The 17,010-nt window shown below is 67.7% G+C and carries 18 protein-coding genes; 9 read left to right on the top strand and 9 right to left on the bottom strand.

Annotated elements, in window-relative coordinates; all coding sequences use genetic code 11:
* The first annotated feature begins 34 nt into the window (after positions 1-34).
* The 4 genes from FBY28_RS08930 to FBY28_RS08915 all read left to right on the top strand — a co-directional run bounded on the left by FBY28_RS08930 (position 35) and on the right by FBY28_RS08915 (position 3,984).
* Positions 35-2,398 carry a cation-translocating P-type ATPase gene (locus FBY28_RS08930; protein ID WP_141870127.1) on the top strand — a complete coding sequence of 788 codons (2,364 nt, stop codon included), beginning with the start codon at positions 35-37 and terminating at the stop codon, positions 2,396-2,398.
* 9 nt (positions 2,399-2,407) lie between these two features.
* Positions 2,408-2,662: an antitoxin gene (locus FBY28_RS08925; protein ID WP_019510313.1), complete on the top strand. Its 255-nt coding sequence runs from the start codon at positions 2,408-2,410 to the stop codon at positions 2,660-2,662.
* Complete coding sequence (locus tag FBY28_RS08920) at positions 2,663-3,094, top strand: type II toxin-antitoxin system Rv0910 family toxin (RefSeq protein ID WP_141866023.1); 432 nt, start codon at positions 2,663-2,665, stop codon at positions 3,092-3,094.
* A gap of 119 nt (positions 3,095-3,213) precedes the next feature.
* Positions 3,214-3,984 (top strand): VOC family protein, encoded by a 771-nt coding sequence (locus FBY28_RS08915; protein WP_216847586.1) that lies wholly within the window; start codon positions 3,214-3,216, stop codon positions 3,982-3,984.
* Here the strand turns inward: FBY28_RS08915 and FBY28_RS08910 are convergent.
* Positions 3,956-4,411, bottom strand: coding sequence for a cupin domain-containing protein (locus FBY28_RS08910; protein ID WP_141866019.1), 456 nt, complete (start codon positions 4,409-4,411; stop codon positions 3,956-3,958). The two genes, FBY28_RS08915 and FBY28_RS08910, sit on opposite strands and share 29 nt — an antisense overlap.
* Before the next feature lie 42 nt (positions 4,412-4,453).
* Between FBY28_RS08910 and FBY28_RS08905 the strand changes: the two genes are divergently transcribed.
* Complete coding sequence (locus FBY28_RS08905; protein WP_141866017.1) at positions 4,454-4,873, top strand: hypothetical protein; 420 nt, start codon at positions 4,454-4,456, stop codon at positions 4,871-4,873.
* A complete protein-coding gene (locus tag FBY28_RS08900; RefSeq protein WP_141866015.1) occupies positions 4,870-5,451 on the top strand; it encodes a GNAT family N-acetyltransferase in 582 nt (193 codons plus the stop codon). Before FBY28_RS08905 ends, FBY28_RS08900 begins: the two co-directional genes overlap by 4 nt.
* Here the strand turns inward: FBY28_RS08900 and FBY28_RS08895 are convergent.
* From FBY28_RS08895 to FBY28_RS08880, 4 genes are all read right to left on the bottom strand, one after another.
* Positions 5,448-5,858, bottom strand: coding sequence for an Hsp20/alpha crystallin family protein (locus FBY28_RS08895; RefSeq protein ID WP_216847585.1), 411 nt, complete (start codon positions 5,856-5,858; stop codon positions 5,448-5,450). The two genes, FBY28_RS08900 and FBY28_RS08895, sit on opposite strands and share 4 nt — an antisense overlap.
* Before the next feature lie 107 nt (positions 5,859-5,965).
* Entirely contained in the window at positions 5,966-6,886 is a 921-nt protein-coding gene (locus FBY28_RS08890; protein WP_141866011.1) for a winged helix-turn-helix transcriptional regulator, read from the bottom strand.
* Entirely contained in the window at positions 6,883-8,385 is a 1,503-nt protein-coding gene (locus tag FBY28_RS08885; RefSeq protein WP_141866009.1) for a carotenoid oxygenase family protein, read from the bottom strand. Before FBY28_RS08885 ends, FBY28_RS08890 begins: the two co-directional genes overlap by 4 nt.
* Positions 8,382-9,581: an acetyl-CoA acetyltransferase gene (locus FBY28_RS08880; protein WP_141866007.1), complete on the bottom strand. Its 1,200-nt coding sequence runs from the start codon at positions 9,579-9,581 to the stop codon at positions 8,382-8,384. The genes FBY28_RS08885 and FBY28_RS08880 overlap by 4 nt, the downstream gene beginning before the upstream one ends.
* An 83-nt stretch (positions 9,582-9,664) precedes the next feature.
* On the opposite strand from FBY28_RS08880, the gene FBY28_RS08875 reads away from it, so the two are divergent.
* From FBY28_RS08875 to FBY28_RS08865, 3 genes are all read left to right on the top strand, one after another.
* Positions 9,665-10,126, top strand: a complete 462-nt coding sequence (locus FBY28_RS08875) for an RNA polymerase sigma factor (RefSeq protein ID WP_216847584.1) — start codon at positions 9,665-9,667, stop codon at positions 10,124-10,126.
* Positions 10,123-10,716, top strand: coding sequence for a methylated-DNA--[protein]-cysteine S-methyltransferase (locus FBY28_RS08870; RefSeq protein ID WP_141866003.1), 594 nt, complete (start codon positions 10,123-10,125; stop codon positions 10,714-10,716). The genes FBY28_RS08875 and FBY28_RS08870 overlap by 4 nt, the downstream gene beginning before the upstream one ends.
* 73 nt (positions 10,717-10,789) lie before the next feature.
* Positions 10,790-12,019: an MFS transporter gene (locus FBY28_RS08865; protein WP_141866001.1), complete on the top strand. Its 1,230-nt coding sequence runs from the start codon at positions 10,790-10,792 to the stop codon at positions 12,017-12,019.
* Here FBY28_RS08865 and FBY28_RS08860 read toward each other — a convergent pair.
* From FBY28_RS08860 to FBY28_RS08845, 4 genes are read right to left on the bottom strand one after another with little or no spacing between them, the layout of a single operon-like run.
* Positions 11,946-13,505 (bottom strand): ABC transporter ATP-binding protein, encoded by a 1,560-nt coding sequence (locus FBY28_RS08860; protein WP_141865999.1) that lies wholly within the window; start codon positions 13,503-13,505, stop codon positions 11,946-11,948. The genes FBY28_RS08865 and FBY28_RS08860 overlap by 74 nt on opposite strands.
* A complete protein-coding gene (locus FBY28_RS08855) occupies positions 13,502-14,374 on the bottom strand; it encodes an ABC transporter permease (RefSeq protein WP_141865997.1) in 873 nt (290 codons plus the stop codon). The genes FBY28_RS08860 and FBY28_RS08855 overlap by 4 nt, the downstream gene beginning before the upstream one ends.
* Positions 14,371-15,321 carry an ABC transporter permease gene (locus tag FBY28_RS08850; RefSeq protein WP_141865995.1) on the bottom strand — a complete coding sequence of 317 codons (951 nt, stop codon included), beginning with the start codon at positions 15,319-15,321 and terminating at the stop codon, positions 14,371-14,373. Before FBY28_RS08850 ends, FBY28_RS08855 begins: the two co-directional genes overlap by 4 nt.
* Positions 15,318-16,832: an ABC transporter substrate-binding protein gene (locus FBY28_RS08845; RefSeq protein WP_141865993.1), complete on the bottom strand. Its 1,515-nt coding sequence runs from the start codon at positions 16,830-16,832 to the stop codon at positions 15,318-15,320. Before FBY28_RS08845 ends, FBY28_RS08850 begins: the two co-directional genes overlap by 4 nt.
* Between the last annotated feature and the right edge of the window lie 178 nt (positions 16,833-17,010).

The raw sequence follows: 17,010 nt of genomic DNA, 5'->3' as shown, positions 1-17,010 counted from the left end.
CCTGCGCGAAGAGAATGGAGCACAGGTGACAGCGATGATCACCGGCCTGTCCGACGCCGAGGTTGCCCAGCGGTTCGCCGAGGGGAAGACCAACGATGTCCCGACCCGGGCCGCGCGCAGCGTCTCGGAGATCGTGCGCGCCAACGTGTTCACCCGCATCAACGCCATCCTCGGCGTGCTGTTCGCCATCGTGGTGGCCACCGGGTCACTGATCAACGGGCTGTTCGGACTGCTCATCGTGGCCAACAGCGCGATCGGCATCATCCAGGAGCTGCGGGCCAAGCAGACCCTGGACAAGCTGGCCATCGTCGGGCAGGCCAAACCGGTGGTGCGCAGGCAGTCCGGCACCCGGGCCGTGGCCCCGAGCGAGGTCGTTCTCGATGACATCATCGAGGTCGGTCCAGGGGACCAGATCACCGTCGATGGAGAGGTGTTGGAGGAGAACAACCTTGAGGTCGACGAGTCGCTGCTGACCGGTGAGGCCGATCCGATGCCCAAGGATCGCGGTGACAAGGTGATGTCGGGCAGCTTCGTCGTCGCGGGAACCGGTGCCTACCGCGCCACCAAGGTGGGCCGCGAGGCCTATGCCGCGCAATTGGCCGAGGAGGCCAGCAAGTTCACCCTGGTGAAATCCGAACTGCGCAGTGGTATCAACAAGATTCTGCAGTTCATCACCTACCTGCTGGTGCCCGCCGGTGCGTTGATCATCTACACCCAGCTGTTCACCACCGACGCGGGATGGCAGGAGTCCGTGCTGCGGATGGTCGGGGCACTGGTGCCGATGGTGCCCGAGGGCCTGGTGTTGATGACCTCGATCGCGTTCGCCGTGGGCGTGGTGCGGCTGGGCCAGCGTCAGTGCCTGGTGCAGGAACTGCCCGCCATCGAAGGACTGGCCCGTGTGGACGTGGTGTGTGCGGACAAGACCGGCACCCTGACCGAGAACGGGATGCGGGTCAGCGATCTGGAGTCTTTCGGCGAATCGGAGGCGGCGGCGGTGCTGGCCCAGCTGGCCGCCGACGACACCAGGCCCAACGCCAGCATGGCGGCCATCGCCGAGGCCTACGCTGATCCGCCCGGCTGGACCGCCACCGCCACCGCCCCCTTCAAATCCGCCACCAAATGGAGCGGTAGCTCCTATGGGGAGCACGGCAACTGGGTGATCGGCGCCCCCGATGTCCTGCTCGACCCGGAATCCCCGGAAGCCGCCGAGGCCGAGCGCATCGGTTCGCAGGGGCTGCGGGTGCTGCTGCTCGGGTCTTGCGATACCGCGGTCGACGCCCCGGAGGCACCGGGCACCGTCACCCCCGTCGCGCTGGTGATCCTGGAGCAGCGGGTGCGTCCGGACGCCAAGGACACCCTCGAATACTTTGCCTCGCAGCGGGTCACGGTGAAGGTGATCTCCGGGGACAACGCCAAGTCGGTCGGCGCCGTCGCCGGCACGCTTGGCCTGCACGGTGAGACCCTGGACGCGCGGCGATTGCCCGAGCAGACCGAGGAGATGGCCGACGCGCTGGATCAGTACACCACCTTCGGGCGGGTACGCCCCGACCAGAAGCGGGCCATGGTGCACGCGTTGCAGTCCCGCGGGCACACCGTCGCGATGACCGGTGACGGCGTCAACGACGTGCTGGCACTCAAGGACGCCGATATCGGTGTGGCGATGGGTTCGGGCAGCTCGGCCTCGCGTGCGGTGGCCCAGATCGTGTTGCTGGACAACAAGTTCGCCACCCTGCCCTATGTGGTGGCCGAGGGACGCCGGGTGATCGGCAACATCGAGCGGGTTTCCAATCTGTTCCTCACCAAGACCGTGTACTCGGTGCTGCTGGCCGCACTGGTCGGTATCGGCGGTCTGACCTCCGCACTGTTCGGCACCGATCCACTGCTGTATCCGTTCCAGCCGATCCACGTCACCATCGCCGCCTGGTTCACCATCGGGATCCCGGCCTTCATCCTGTCGCTGGCGCCCAATCATGAGCGCGCCAAACCGGGTTTCGTGCGCCGGGTGATGACCTCGGCGCTGCCGGCCGGCGTCATCGTCGGGGCCAGCACGTTCGTGTCGTACCTGCTCGCCTACGAAGGCCGTGGTGCCACGGCCGAGCAGCAGACCCAAGCGTCGACGACCGCCCTGATCACCCTGCTGGTGGCCTCGGTATGGGTGTTGGCCGTCGTGGCGCGCCCGTACGAGTGGTGGCGGGTGGCGCTGGTGGCGACGTCGGGGTTGGCCTATGTGGTGATCTTCGCGCTGCCGGTGGCCCAGCGGACCTTCCTGCTCGACCCGTCGAACCTCCAGCTGACCTCGATGGGCCTGCTGATCGGCGCCGTCGGGGCGATGCTGGTCGAGATCGCCTGGTGGGTGGAGGGCAAATTGTCCGGTGAACCACGGAAGTTGTGGCGCTAGGGTTGGGGCATGAGTTTCTTGGACAAGATCAAAGGCCTGGTGGCGAAGAACACCGACAAGGTCGACACCGTGATCGAGAAGGCCGGTGACCTGGTCGACAAGAAGACCCAGGGCAAATACGCCCAGCATGTCGACAAGGTGCAGGAGGCCGCGAAGAAGGCCGCCCGCGAACAGACCGGTGCCGAGCAACCGCCACAGGTGCCGCCCAATCAGCAGTCGGGTCAGCCGCCGGCCGGTTCGCCACCGCCCCCGGCGGCGCCGTAGATGGCGAAGCTCTCCGTCTCCATCGACGTTCCGCTGTCTCCGGAGCAGGCCTGGGAAGCGGCATCGGACCTTTCCCGATTCGACGAGTGGCTGACGATCCACCGGGTATGGCGCTCGAAGCTGCCCGAGACACTGGACAAGGGCACCAAGATCTCGTCCATCGTCGAGGTCAAGGGGATGAACAACCGGGTCGACTGGGGCATCGTGAACTACAAGCCGCCGGAATCGATGACGCTCAACGGCGATGGTGTCGGCGGGGTCAAGATCAAGCTCATCGCGCGGGTGAAGCCCGTCGCCGACGGCGCCTCGGTGCAGCTGGACATCCATCTGGGTGGGCCCGCGCTGTTCGGGCCGATCGGCATGATCGTGGCCGGTGCGCTCAAGAGCGATATCAAGCAGTCGCTGGAGCAGTTCAAGAAGGTCTACTCCTAACGGTCGGCGAGAGTGACGCATTGGTTGCCGCGGCGAGTCCGCGGGCGACCAGAGCGTCACTCTCGGCGGAGTTCTGCGGTCGGCGATGAGTTTGGGCGCCGGGCCGGGTCGGTATCGGCATGACCACTTCACACCCTCTCGGTGCCCCCTGCTGGATAGACCTGTCGACATCCGATATCGACGGCGCGCAACGCTTCTACGGTGCGGTGTTCGGCTGGACGTTCGAGTCCGCCGGACCTGAATACGGTGGCTACGTCAGCGCGTTCGTCGACGGTGTCCAGGTTGCTGGGCTGATGCCCAACGACCCGCAGTGGGATATGCCCGATGGCTGGACCACCTATCTGCACACCGCCGATGTCGACGCGACGCTGCAGGCGGTGATCGGTGCCGGTGGCTTCAGCTGCGGCGGAGCGCTGGATATCCCGGCCAAGGGCCGCATGGCGGTCATCTCCGATGTGACCGGCGGGATGGTCGGGCTCTGGCAGCCCGCCGGCCACCTGGGCTTCGAGGCGACCGGTGTCGCGGGCGCCCCGGTATGGCATCAGGTGACGACGCGGGACTTCGCGGCGACCGTGGACTTCTACCGCACGGTGTTCGGGTGGCAGACCCAGGTGGAGGCCGACGGTGACGAATTCCGCTACAGCACGGTGATCTTCGACGGTGAGCAGCGTCTCGGCGTGATGGACGGCGCAGCGTTCATGACTGCCGATGAACCGTCGAACTGGTGTTTCTTCCTCGGTGCCGATGATGTCGACAAGACGATCGAGCTGATCGTCGATCACGGCGGTACGGTCGTCCGCGCTGCGGAGAACACCCCGTATGGCCGGCTGGCCGCGGTCGCCGACCCGACCGGGGCCGGGTTCAATCTGTCGTCGGTGCCCCCGCGCTGAGCGCGAAATCGGCGAAGTCGAAACCGGGGACCACCACGCAGCTGACCAGGGTCGGCGCCTGGTCGCGAGGGGTTGCTCGTTGCCAGTATCCGGGTGGCACCACGAACTGCGGCTGCTCGCCGGCGGCGATATCGGGCCCCAGCACCACGCTGTCGGCGTTCTGCTGCTCGCGGCCCACCTCCAGCACCAACGGGCTGCCGCGGTGGTACAGCCACAGTTCGGCGCTGCGCACGGTGTGCCACGCGGATTGCTGGCCGGGCATCAGGAGGAACAGGATCGCGGTACCGGCCTGGCGGGGCCCGGAGTAGTCCTGCGGCAGCGCCGACTGCGGAATGGTGAGGTCACTGCGCCAGGTTTCGCGGAACCACCCACCCTCGGGGTGCGGGGAGAGATCGAGCTCGCGGGCCCAGTCGGGCAGTTCCGTCATGGCAGTTCAGCCTACGCAGACCCACCCGATAATCTGTGGTGCATGGCTCGATTGCGTCCCGGCTGGCTGGTCGCGTTCTGCGCGCTGGTACTCGCGGTGAGTGCCTGGCTGCCGTGGTTGACCACAGCTACGGGGCGGGCCAACGCGATCGGCGGCAAGCTCGGCAGCATCGACGTGCCGCCGCCCGGTTTCGGGGTGGGGCAGTTGATCGTGCTGCTCTCGGCACTGCTGATGGTCGCGGCGGCGATGGCGGCCCGGGAACTGTCGGCGCGGTGGGCTTCCGCTGCGGCGCTGTCGGTTTCGATGATCATCGGTGCGCTGATCGCCTGGTACGTCCGCCTCTACGTCCACGATCCGGTGGCGGTCGGTTACGGCATGTACCTGGCGGCCGGTGTCACCGTGGTGGCGGTGCTGCTCTCGGTGGCGACCATGGTGGTGGCCTGGAGACGGGCCGGCGCATGAGTTTCCGGGCGCCGGTGGTGCTGAGCGGGCGGCGCTGGGTGGTCGTGGAGCCGCTGGGCTCCGAACACGCCGAGGAGATCGCGGCCGTCGCCGATGCCGGTGACCTGTGGTTCACCTCTGCGCCTTCACCGCAGACGACCAGGGAGTGGGTGCAGACCAGACTGGCCGATGCGCGGGGCAGCACGTTCGTGGTGCGCCGGCTGGACGGCACGGTGGTGGGGTCGACGAGCTACCTCAACATCGACGAACCCAATCGCAGGCTGGAGATCGGTGCCACCTGGTACACGGCCGCCGCGCGTCGCACCGGGGTGAACACCGAGGCCAAGTTGCTGCTGCTGTCCCACGCTTTCGACGAGCTCGGTTGTGTGGCAGTGGAATTCCGTACGCATTTCCTGAATGCCGACAGCCGCGCGGCAATCGAACGCCTGGGCGCCAAGCTCGACGGGGTGCTGCGCAGCCACCAGCTTCTGCCCGACGGATCGCGCCGGGACACCGTGGTGTACTCGATCCTGGATATCGAGTGGCCGGCGGTGCGGTCCAATCTGAACCACCGATTGGACCGCACCGCCGCGAACTAACCGGCGTCGACGGTCGGTGCCTCGACGGATTTCTGGGTGTTGTGTGCGATCTCGATCCGGCGCGGCTTCGCGCGTTCGGCCAGTGGGATGGTCAGGGTGAGTACCCCGTTCTCATAGGTCGCCGAAATGGCCGCGGTGTCAATGCCTTCGCCGAGCGAGAGCTGCCTGCGGTAGCTGCCGAAGAAGCGCTCGTTGGCGAACCATTGCACCGAGTCCTCGGAGCGGGCCGTGCGGTGGGCGGAGATCGTGAGCGTGCCGTTGTCCACGCTGATATCCACCGATCCGGGATCGATACCGGGCAGATCCGCGGTGAGGACGTAGTGATCGTCGATCTTGCACAGGTCCATCGGCATGAACCTCGGCGTGCGCGCAGAGCCGGTCTGACCGGTCAGCAGGTTGCGGGTCATGGAGTCAAAATCACTGAACGGATCGAAACGGAGCACAGCAATCCACCTCCTCGTCGATCAAGAGCCCACCACCCTGGCGGGCAGCCAATCACTGTGCACCACCGAATTTAGCACTCGAGTGCGTCGAGTGCCAACCCTCTTTCGATGTCATTTCCGCGCAGGGCGACGTTGCATCGGTCACATGTCAGCGTGGCGACAAAGGCTGCGCCACAGCCGATATGGGTCACGGCCACCGCCGGTCCCTCGGCGGCGACGAACCACCGCTGCGCCCAGTCGAGCGCGGTGACGATGATGGGCAGGACGGCGTCGCCTTTCGGTGTCAGCCGGTAGCCACCGTCGAGCACATCATTGCTCACCAGGATCTGCAGCCGGTCGGCCAGCGAACCCGGGGGAGCGCCGAGCTGCCCGGCGAACTCGGAGAATCGGGTGGTCCCGACGAAGGCGGCCACCATGATGGCGAACGCCCACCGGTTGCCGAGGATGCTCATCGTGTGCGGGAACAGGTCCGATGCTCCGTTGGCGCGATCGCGATGGGACCGGCGCCGGGTGGCGACCTCGGGTATCGAGCGTGCCCATGATCCGCTGGGTCCCCAGTGCGCGGTGAGGTCGCCGGTCGAGACGCGCTCGCCGCAGGTGCGGCACGTCAGCGCCGGAGAGCAGGCCGCACCGCACACCGTGTGCCGAATCGCGGGCAACGGCTCGGGATGCTCGGGCACCCAGCTTCGTTCCCAGTGCCAAATGCTGGTCAGCACCGGCCAGAGGCTCTGCGCACGTTCGGTGGCGGTGTACTCGAAACGAGGCGGGTTGTCCTGGTAACGAACACGTTTGAGCAGATCATCGGTGGCCATCGCCGCCAGGCGTCGGCTCAGCACCGAATGTGAGATGGGCAGGCGCGCGGCGAATTCGGCGTACCGGGTGGCCCCAAGTAGCGACTGCTGCACGATCAACAGCGTCCACTCGTCGGCGAGCACGCCGAGCATGCGGCCGACGGCATTGACATCACCGGCGGCCAGTCGCGTCGGGGTCACCGGGCCGACGCAGATCCTTCTGGCCGGAACCGCCGCAGTTCGGGCCCGGGTGCCCAGGTGGAATGCGTTCCGCTGGAGACCCGTTCGGGAAGCTGCAGCTTGCACACCGGGCCGTCGGAAACCCGGGCGGCGTCGAACACCAGGCAATACGACGCGTCGGCGGCCATATCGGTGGTGATGGTGACCAGGTAGCCGTCGTCCTCACCGCGGCTACCCACCCGCGGTGCCATGGCGGTCTCGCTGCCGTACACCCCCTCGCCGAAGGAGAAGCGCTCCTCGGCACCGGTCTGCAGATCGTGGCGCACCAGTCCATCGAAGAGGAACCAGCCCGGCTTACCGGTGGCGGCATAGGCGTAGCGATACGGGCGACCGGCGTAACCGGAGTTGATCATCCCGAACTCGGTCAGACTGTCGGACAGTTGCTCCTCGCGGGTGGCACCGGTGACGAGGTTGAACCGCCAGCGGTGCAGGCGGGTCTGCATACCGTCGAGGGACAATCCACGGAAGATGCGCTGCCACTTCGGATTCATCCCGTTGTCGATACCCGTGACCGGCTCGGGATCACCCTGGAAGAAGCCGTCCAGCACGATCTCGTCGCCGTCCTCGTAGGCGTTGGTGAAGTGCAGGACATAGGTGGTGTCGGCCTCGAACCATTTCACCTCCGATCCGCGGCGCGGGATCACCGCGAAGCGCGACGGCAGATCGCGGTGCAGCCGGGGCAGATGGGCGTTGTGCTTGAGGAACTCGGCGTCCCAGAACAGCGGAAAGTCGTTCAGTATCACGTAGTTCTCGGTGAACGCCATATCGTGCGGCAGTCGTGGTCCCGGCAGTTCCACCCCGACGTAGTGCACCAGGGTGTCGGTCTCGTCGACCACCCCGTAGTGCATGTACGGCGTATCCTTGCCGTAGTTGAAGAACAGCAGTTCGCCGGTGGCATCGTCGACCTTGGGATGTGCCGACACCCCGAGCCCGGCGGGTACCCAAGCCTGCTTGCCGAGGGTGTCGCCGGTGCGCGGGTCGATACGGTACAGATCGCCGCACTGGTAGAAGCTCGTCAACGCCACCCCGCGGTGCACGGTGACATCGGTGCTCGACGCATCCTTCATCAGGGTGCGCGCACCCCAGCCGTGGTCGCGCTGGGCCAGTTCGACGGGTTCGGCGATCCCTGGCCACAATGGCCCACCGGCTTCGTACTCGGCCAGGAATCCGTCGGTCTTGACGAACCTGTTGCGGTAGAACGCCTTACCGTCGCCGAAGCCGACGATGTGCAGCATCCCGTCACCGTCGAAGGGGTGATAGGCCTTGAACGCCGGGTGCAGTGGGTTCTCGGTGTTGCGCAGGTACACCCCGTCCAGGTCGGTGGGAATCTCGCCCTCCACGGCGATCAGGTCGTCGGCGTCCCATTCGCAGGTCTGCGGCCGCCAGGGCCCGGTGCGGTAGGGATGATCGTCATCCTCGGGCAATGTCGACAGATACTTGGCGACCACATCCGTGTTCACGAAACCTCCTCGGCAGAGCCGATCACGAAGCTGATGGTGGTGGCGGTGCTCCCACCGAAATTCAGGGTGCCGAAGCTCCGGGCGCCGTCGACCTGATACTCCCCGGCGGTTCCGGAGACCTGGCGGGCGGCATCGAGGATCATCCGGATACCGGTCGCCCCGACCGGATGCCCACCGCCGATCAGGCCGCCACTGGGGTTGATGGGCAACCGTCCGCCGAGCGCGATCTCACCGTTCTCGATGGCCTTCCACGATTCGCCGGGCCCGGTCAGGCCGATATGGTCGATCGCGAGATACTCACTGGGAGTGAAGCAGTCGTGCACCTCGAACCCGTCGAGCGTGTCGAGATCGACCTCGGCGCGGGCGAAGGCGTCCTGCACCGCCAGGCGCACATGCGGAAAGAGGTACTCGTCGGAGCGGTCCAGCTTCTGTGCCAACCCCAGTCCGACGGTGCGGTGCCCCCATCCCGCGATCACTGCGATCGGGTGCGCGTCGGGATGGTCACGCAGGTACTCGTCGGACACCAGCACCAGGCCCGCGCCGCCGTCGGTCATCTGGCTGCAGTCCAGCCGCCGGATCCGTCCCTCGACGACGGGGTTGGACTCCGGGTCGATGCGCCAGGACCGGGTCTGGGCGTTCGGGTTGGACCGGGCGTTGGCGTAGTTCAGCGTGGAGATGGCATCGAGGTGGACGTCGTCGATGCCGTATCGGCGGTCGTATTCGTCGGCCACCCGCGAGAACATCGACGGCCACATGAAGGTCGCGTCGCGGCCCTCGTGTCCGGTCCAGGCGGCCGCGCCGAGGTGGCGGGCGGCGATATCGCCGGGGACCGTCTTCTCCAGCTCCACCCCGAGCACCAGGGCGCTGGGGTAGGCGCCCGATCGGAGATCGGCGATGGCGGCCAGCACCGCCGCGCTGCCCGATGCGCAGGCCGCCTCGTGCCGGGCGGCGGGGGTGCCCCAGAGATCGGGCTCGACGCTGGCGGGCATCGCGCCGAGGTGGCCCTGGTGGGCGAACAGCTCGCCGAAGGCATTGGCCATATGGATCACGCCGATATCGGCCGCCCGGGTGTGTGCCGCGGCGAGGGTCTCGCGGACCACCTCGGCGGTGAGCGTGCCCAGATCGCCGCCTTCGCGCTGCACATTGCGGGCGAAGTCGCTCTGGTAACCCCCGAGGATCCACACGTTGGCGGTCATGTCGACCGACGCTACTACAACTAAGAGAGTGACTTGGGGTGATCTCACGTTTCGCCCGCCGCCGACGTCTACACAATGTGAGCGTGCGACCCTTCGAGAGCATCGTGACCGAGTACGGCCCGATGGTGCTGCGGGTGTGCCGGGCGGTCCTGGGTCCCATCGACGCCGAGGACGCCTGGTCGGAGACATTCCTATCGGCCATGCGCGGCTATCCGGATCTCGATCCCGACGCCAATGTGCAGGCCTGGCTGGTGACGATCGCGCACCGGCGGGCCATCGACATCGGCCGTTCGCAGACCCGGGCCCCCGCGCCGGTAGCCGAGATCCCCGAGACGGCTCGCGTCGACGGTTTCGACCCCGATCTGTGGGCCGCGCTGGCGGTACTTCCCGACAAACAACGCCGCACCCTGGCCTACCGCTACCTGGCCGGCCTGCCCTACGGCGAGATCGCCGAACTGGTGGGCGGTTCGGCCGAGGCCGCCCGGCGCGCCGCGGCCGACGGCATCAAGACCCTGCGCACCACCTATCCGAGGGAGTCCTCATGACCGAGATCTTCGATCGGCTGACCGCCGACGACAGCGCGCTGCGCCGGTTGCACGACCGGTTGGCCCGCGATGCCGAACGCGCAGGCACGCTCGACGTGGCCTACCGCACCGTCGATACGGCCGTCGGACCCTTGCTGCTCGCGGCGACACCGGCCGGACTGGTGCGGGTCGCGTTCCTCGCCCACGATCCCGAGGAAGCCGAGCTGAGCAGGCTCGCCGCGAAGGTCAGCCCGCGGGTGCTGCGTGCCCCGGCCCGCCTCGACGATGCCGCCGCTCAGATCGAGCAGTATCTGGCAGGGGACCGGACCGCCTTCGATCTGCCGTTGGACCTGCGACTCACCGCCGGGTTCCGACGGCAGGTGGTCGAACACCTGCGGCGTATCGGCTACGGCCTCCGTGAGAGCTATGCCGACGTCGCCGCCGCCGTCGGGAATCCGAAGGCGGTGCGGGCGGTGGGCAGCGCCTGCGGGCACAACCCGCTACCCCTGGTCATCCCGTGTCACCGGGTGGTCCGCACCGACGGGTCCATCGGCCAGTACGCCGGCGGTGCGGAGGTCAAGGCGACCCTGCTGGCGCTGGAGGCGGCCTGAGGGTGAGTGCTGTGCCCGGCCTGAAGTGTCGGCGGTAAACGGTGTAGCCCAAAGCCCGGTACGCTGAGGTACCGTGACGGCGCGTCTGGGCAGGGTGAACACCGTGCGATTGACGCTGCTCGCGCTGGCCCTGTTCATCGTCGGCACCAATGCCTTCGTCATCGCGGGTCTGCTGCCCAAGATCGGTGAGGGACTCGGCGTCGGGCCCGGCACCGTTGGGTATGCCATCTCCGTCTACGCCGCCGTCGTCGCGGTCGCCTCACCGGTCGTCTCGGTCGCCTGTGGCCGCATGCCCCAGCAGCGCGTGATGGCGGCCGGACTCGTCCTGATCGCCATCGGCACGTTCTTGGCCGCCGCGGCCGACACCTTCGCGGTGTTCACCGCCGGCCGGGTGGTTGCCGCGTTCGGTGGTGCCGCCCTGGTGCCGACGGCCATCGCGGCCGCACCCGTGCTGGTCCCCGCGGCGGTGCGTGGTCGCGCCATCGCCTTCGTCGGCATGGGGTTCACCCTGGCCATGGCGATCGGATCACCGATCGGGACCGCGCTGGCCGATATCGGCGGATGGCGGCTACCGCTGGCCCTGCTGGCCGGCCTGGCCGCCGTGCTGGCCCCGGTGCTGCTGCTCGTGGTGCGTGACGTGCCCATCGGCGACGGGGTGCGCCTGCGCGACCGGGTGGCCGTGATGCGCAACCGGCACATCGTCTTCGCAACCGCCGCGTCGTTGTTGATGATGCTGGCGTTCAACATGGTCTACATCTTCAGCGCGGTCATCACCCACGATGCGACGGGCGGCGACAGTTCGAAGACCGCCGTGCTGTTGCTGGTGTACGGCATGGCGGGCATCGCGGGCAACGTCCTGGGCGGCAGGCTGACCGACCGCATCGGCAGCCGCCGCACCCTGCAAGCGGTGCTCACCGTCCAGTGTGCGGCCTTCCTCAGCCTGATACCGGCACATCACTCCGTGGTCGCCACCGCGGCAGTCTTCGCCTGCTCGGGTCTGGCCGGGACCGCGGCATCGGTGGCCATCCAGTACCGGCTCGCCGTCATCGACGCCCGGTACGCCGGGGTGGCGCTGGCCTGGTACTCGACGGCGATGTACATCGGTATCTCCATCGCTCCGCTCATCGGTGCGGCGGCGTTGCCCTACGGATTCGCGGTCCTGCTGGCCGCCGCGGCCGGCTCCATCCTGATCGCCCTGCTGGCCTCCGAGCTCGGCCATTTCCGCGAGGTCAGGAGCGCGTCGGCCGCGCCGGGGGAACTGCCGCCAACAGAGCTCGGGTGTAGTCCTGCTCGGGTGCGCTGAAAAGCTGCTCCGCGCTGCGATATTCGACGGTTCGACCGGATTGCAGCACCAGCACGTCGTGGCTCATCCGCTCGATCACCGCGAGATCGTGCCCGATGAACAAATAGGTCAGCTCCAGCTCGCGTTGCAGACGGGCCAGCAGCTCGAGCACCGTCGCCTGCACCGACACATCCAGCGCGGCGGTCGCCTCGTCGAGGATCAGCAGGTCCGGCTCCGCCGCCAGTGCGCGCGCGATACTGATGCGCTGCCGCTGACCGCCGGACAACTCGTGCGGATAGCGCCCGGCGAAATCCGGGTCCAGCCCCACCATCTCCAGCAGTTCGGCAACCCGGGCCCGGCGCTGCGCGCGATCGCCGACCAGTCGATGCACCACCAGCGGCTCGGCGATCGACACACCCACCGCCATCCGGGGATTCAGCGAGGCGAACGGATCCTGGAACACCATGGCGATGCGTCGTCGGTCGGCCCTGCGGTCCAGCACATCGGCGCCGTCGAGCACCGCGCTGCCACCATCGGGTTTCACCAATCCGGTCAGCGCGGCCGCCACCGTCGACTTACCCGATCCCGATTCGCCGACCAGTCCCAGCGTGGTGCCCCGCCGGATCTGGAACGACACGTCGTCCACCGCGTGCACGCCGCCGTAGCGCACCTCAAGGCCGCGCACCTCGAGGAGCACCTCGGTGTCGGCCGGGGGCGCGGGCGGGCCGGTGCCGTCGAGCAGCGGGCGGGCCGCCAGGAGTTCGCGGGTGTACTCCTGGCCGGGGGCGTCGAAGATCTGGTCGGTCGTTCCCTGCTCGACGACGCTCCCGTCGCGCAGCACGGTCACGGTATCGGCCACCTCCCCGATGACGCCCAGATCGTGGCTGATCCAGATGACCGCGGTGCCGAAGTCGCGCTGTAGTTCGGCGACCAGGTCGATGATCTGGGCCTGGGTGGTGACATCGAGGGCGGTGGTCGGCTCGTCGGCGATCAGCAGCCCCGGATCGCAGGACAGCGCGATCGCGACCATCACCCGCTGCCGCTGACCGCCGGAGAGCTGGTGCGGATAGGACTCAAGACGTCTGTCCGGGTCCGGAAGTCCCACGGCGTCGAGTAGTTCCAGCGCGCGCTGCCGGGCGGCCCGGCGCGTCATCCTGCGGTGTGTCTCCAGCGATTCGGTGATCTGGCGTTCGACGGTCAGCAACGGGTTCAGCGACGTGCCCGGGTCCTGGAAGACGAAACCGATCCGACCGCCGTGCACCGCGCGCAGCGTCCGGGCCGAGGCACCGACGAGTTCCTGTTCTCCGGCAAGGACACTCGATCCGTGCACCACCGCACCCGGCGCGTCCAGCAGGCCGGTGGCCGCCAGCACCGTCATCGACTTGCCCGACCCGGACTCGCCGACGATGCCGACGGTCTGTTCGGGTTCCACCGCCAACGACACGCCGCGCACGATCTCCCGGCGCCCGATCCGCACCGACAGGTCACTGATCCGCAGAATGCTCATCTGGCCCGCCGGGCTTCGATCATGGTGCGCTGCTTGGGGTCCAGCACGTCGCGCAGCCCGTCGCCGAGAAGGTTGAGCGCCAGCACGATCAGGAAGATCGCCAGGCCGGGGAACACCGCCATCCACCAGGCCAACGTCACGAAACCCTGTGCGTCGAAGATCATCCGACCCAGTGAAGGCTGCGGGGGCTGGATACCCAACCCGAGAAAGGACAGCGCGGCCTCGGCCAGGATCGCGAACGCCAGCGATAGTGAGGTCTGCACGATCAGCGGTCCGCTGATGTTCGGCAGGATGTGCCGGGTCACGATGTAACCCGAGCCGGTGCCCATCGTGTACGACACGGACACATAGGGTTCCACCCGCACCGACAGTGTGCTGGCGCGCGCGACCCGCGCGAAGATCGGGGTGTAGACGACCCCGATGGCCAGCATGGTGGTGCCGATCCCGGGGCCGAGCACCGCGACGATGGCCAATGCCAGCAGCAGCACCGGGAAGGCGAACATCACGTCGACGATGCGCATCAGCACGGTGTCCAACCAGCCGCCCTCGCGTCCGGCGAGGTATCCGGCGATCACCCCTACCGTCACCCCGATGACGGCAGCGAAGGCGACGCTGACCACCGCGACCTTCATCGAGGCCTGGACGGCCACCATCACCCGTGACAGCACATCGCGGCCCAGCTCGTCGGTGCCGAACCAATGTGCGCCGCTCGGCGGCTGGAGTGCCTGCGGCACGTCGATATCGTTGACGCCGTACGGCGCGATCCATTGGGCGGCAATGCTGATCACCACGACCGCCGCCAATACCGCGGCGCTGAGCAGCGTCACCGGGTTACCGGCCAACAGCCGCCAGGCGTTCACTCGGTTCATGACAGCCGGATCCTCGGGTCGACGATGGCGTACAACAGGTCCACCAGCAGATTGATCGCCAGGAACGACACGGCGATCAACAGGACAGCGCCCTGGATCACCGGGTAGTCGCGGGCGGCCACCGAGGTGTAGACCAGCCTGCCGATACCGGGCCAGGCGAACACCACTTCGACCACGATGACGCCACCGAGGATGGTGCCCAACTGGATTCCGGTGATGGTCAGGATCGGCACCAGCGCATTGCGCACCGTGTGCCGCAGCGTCACCGTGCGCGGCGGAAGCCCCTTCGAGCGGGCGGTGCGCACATAGCCCATGGCCGCGACTTCCAGGACCGCAGAACGGATATAGCGGGTCATGATCGCCGCCGCCACCACTCCCACCGTCAGGCCGGGCAGGATGATGTGGCGTAACCAACCGGCGGGATCCTCCAGCAGCGGCCGGTATCCCGACGTCGGCAACCAGCCCAGCGTCGTGGAGAACAGCGATATCAGCAGGATGCCCAGCCAGAAGTCCGGTACCGAAACGCCGAATTGGCTGGTGACCCGCACCAGGGCGTCACTGGCCCGGCCCTCGTGCAGGGCCGCCCAGGTGCCCGCGGGCAACGCGATCAGCAGCGCCAGCACGATGCCGACCAGGGCCAGTGAGACGGTGGCCGGCAGGCGTTCCAGCAGGACCTCGGTCACCGGGGCGCCGTTGCGAAAGCTGACGCCGAGGTCGCCGGTCGCCGCGCGGCCCAGATACTGGAAGAACTGCGTGAGCAAGGGCTGGTCCAATCCGCTTGCCGCGCGCAGCGCGTCGTAGGCCTGCGGGGTATAGCGGGTGCCCAGCGCGATGCGGACCGGGTCGCCGGGAACCAGGTGCACCAGGGTGAACACCACGATCACCACCCCGACCAGGACCACGGCCGAGTAGGCCAGCCGGCGGGCCAGGAATTTCACGACCGTCACGGTTCACCGCCCAGCGACGCGTCCCGGAACCGGATGGCCTTGTCCCGGCGCGCTTCATACCCGTGCAGGTTCGGTGTCCACGCCTGCAGTACGGCGGGGTTGTACAGGAAGATGTAGCTGACCCCATCGGCGATCAGGGTGGCCGCTGTGGCGTAATCGCGTTTGCGTGCCTGCGGATCGGTCTCGGAGCGACCGGCATCCAGTGCGGCGTCGACACGCGGATCGGAGAACTTCTGGGCGTTGTTGGCGCCGTCGGTGTGGTGCTGGGCGTAGTAGAAGTCGTCGGGGTCGATATTGCCAAGCCAACCCATCATCAGCATGTCGAAATTGCCGTTGTTCTGCTCGTCGAGCCAGGTCGCGAAGTCCACGGTACGGATGTCGACCGCGATGCCGAGCGGTTCGAGATTGTCGGCGACCACCTGTGCCGCGGTCACCGTCTGCGGATACTCGCTGGTGACCAACATGTCCATGCGCTGTGGGGCGGCTCCGGCCTCGGCGAGCAGTGCCCTGGCCCGGTCGATATCGCGGCTGTAGCGGTCATATGGGGTGAACCACGGGTTGCCCTGCGGGATCGCCAGCTGGTTCGCCTCCGCGGTGCCATAGCTCGTGGCCTGCACTATCGAGGGCCGGTCCACCGCGTAGGCGACGGCTTGGCGGACCCGGACGTCGTTCCACGGCGGGCGGGCGGCGTTGAGGGCGAAGTACCAGTAGTCATTGCTGGGGGTGCGGGCCAGCCGCAGGGAATCGTCACCCTCCAGCTGAGGCACGCGTTGCGGGGGCACCGCGTCGGTCCAGTCGACCTCGCCGGCCTGCAGCGCCGCCAGCGCCGTGGAGGTCTCGCTGATGAACCGGAAGGTGACACCGGGCAGTTTCGGGGCTCCGCCCCAGAAGTTCGGATTGGCCGTCAGGGTGATCGAGTCACCGCTCTGGCGCCCGGCGAAGGCAAACGGGCCGGTGCCTATCGGGTGGGTCGCGATCGAGCCGTCCTCGACGTTGCGGCGCGAGACGATCGCCATTCCCTTGAATCCGCCGAGGTTGGTCAGCAGGTTCGGGGTGGGCCGGGAGAGGCTGATCCGGACGGTGCTGGGGTCGATCGCGTCGACGGCGGTGACGGCACTGAACTTGTCGACGGTGGACAGCTTCTCGTCGATGATGCGCCGGTAGGAGTAGACGACATCATCGGCGGTCAGTGGGCTGCCGTCGTGGAAGGTGACCCCGGGCCGTAGGTGAAACGTCCAGCTGAGCTGGTCGGGTGCGGTGTCCCACGACGCGGCCAACGCCGGTGCCATGTTGAGGTCGGCATCGGGTTCGACCAGCGTGTCGAACACGTTCTCCAGCACCTCGAAGGAGAAGTAGGCGCTGGTCTTGTGTGGGTCGAGCTGGTCGGGCTCGCCGGCGATGGCGGCGATCAGGTTCCCCGAGCCCTGCCCCAGGTCCACTCCGCGGCCCGGCGAACACGCCATGCAGGCCACGAGCAGCACGGCCGCGAGGAGGGCAGCCGGGGTCCGCATGAGGAACCTGTACCCCAACCTGCGCCGGACTACACCGGCGCTGACCTGTATGAACGACGACGACGGTCGCGGCGGCTGCGCGCGATGGCCGGTACCTGCAGCTGACCGCGGATACCGGGTTCGTCGTGTGCGCGTGTTGTGCGGATAGACTCTGGCCGTTGCCACCTTCGGGTGGGTA

The organism is Arthrobacter sp. SLBN-53 (genome assembly GCF_006715585.1).
Lineage (GTDB): Bacteria > Actinomycetota > Actinomycetes > Mycobacteriales > Mycobacteriaceae > Mycobacterium > Mycobacterium neoaurum_A.
Note: the sequence above shows the minus strand (reverse complement) of the source record. Positions and strands in the feature narration are given on the sequence as shown.

What these genes read in the sequence shown, in the direction of transcription:
- FBY28_RS08925 (WP_019510313.1), top strand. Translation starts at nt 2,408, where the DNA reads ATGAGTTTCTTGGACAAGATCAAAGGCCTGGTGGCGAAGAACACCGAC.
- FBY28_RS08895 (WP_216847585.1), bottom strand. Translation starts at nt 5,858, where the DNA reads ATGACCCGCAACCTGCTGACCGGTCAGACCGGCTCTGCGCGCACGCCG.
- FBY28_RS08860 (WP_141865999.1), bottom strand. Translation starts at nt 13,505, where the DNA reads ATGAGCATTCTGCGGATCAGTGACCTGTCGGTGCGGATCGGGCGCCGG.
- FBY28_RS08905 (WP_141866017.1), top strand. Translation starts at nt 4,454, where the DNA reads ATGGCTCGATTGCGTCCCGGCTGGCTGGTCGCGTTCTGCGCGCTGGTA.
- FBY28_RS08930 (WP_141870127.1), top strand. Translation starts at nt 35, where the DNA reads ATGATCACCGGCCTGTCCGACGCCGAGGTTGCCCAGCGGTTCGCCGAG.
- FBY28_RS08870 (WP_141866003.1), top strand. Translation starts at nt 10,123, where the DNA reads ATGACCGAGATCTTCGATCGGCTGACCGCCGACGACAGCGCGCTGCGC.
- FBY28_RS08855 (WP_141865997.1), bottom strand. Translation starts at nt 14,374, where the DNA reads ATGAACCGAGTGAACGCCTGGCGGCTGTTGGCCGGTAACCCGGTGACG.
- FBY28_RS08900 (WP_141866015.1), top strand. Translation starts at nt 4,870, where the DNA reads ATGAGTTTCCGGGCGCCGGTGGTGCTGAGCGGGCGGCGCTGGGTGGTC.
- FBY28_RS08880 (WP_141866007.1), bottom strand. Translation starts at nt 9,581, where the DNA reads ATGACCGCCAACGTGTGGATCCTCGGGGGTTACCAGAGCGACTTCGCC.
- FBY28_RS08845 (WP_141865993.1), bottom strand. Translation starts at nt 16,832, where the DNA reads ATGCGGACCCCGGCTGCCCTCCTCGCGGCCGTGCTGCTCGTGGCCTGC.
- FBY28_RS08910 (WP_141866019.1), bottom strand. Translation starts at nt 4,411, where the DNA reads ATGACGGAACTGCCCGACTGGGCCCGCGAGCTCGATCTCTCCCCGCAC.
- FBY28_RS08915 (WP_216847586.1), top strand. Translation starts at nt 3,214, where the DNA reads ATGACCACTTCACACCCTCTCGGTGCCCCCTGCTGGATAGACCTGTCG.
- FBY28_RS08920 (WP_141866023.1), top strand. Translation starts at nt 2,663, where the DNA reads ATGGCGAAGCTCTCCGTCTCCATCGACGTTCCGCTGTCTCCGGAGCAG.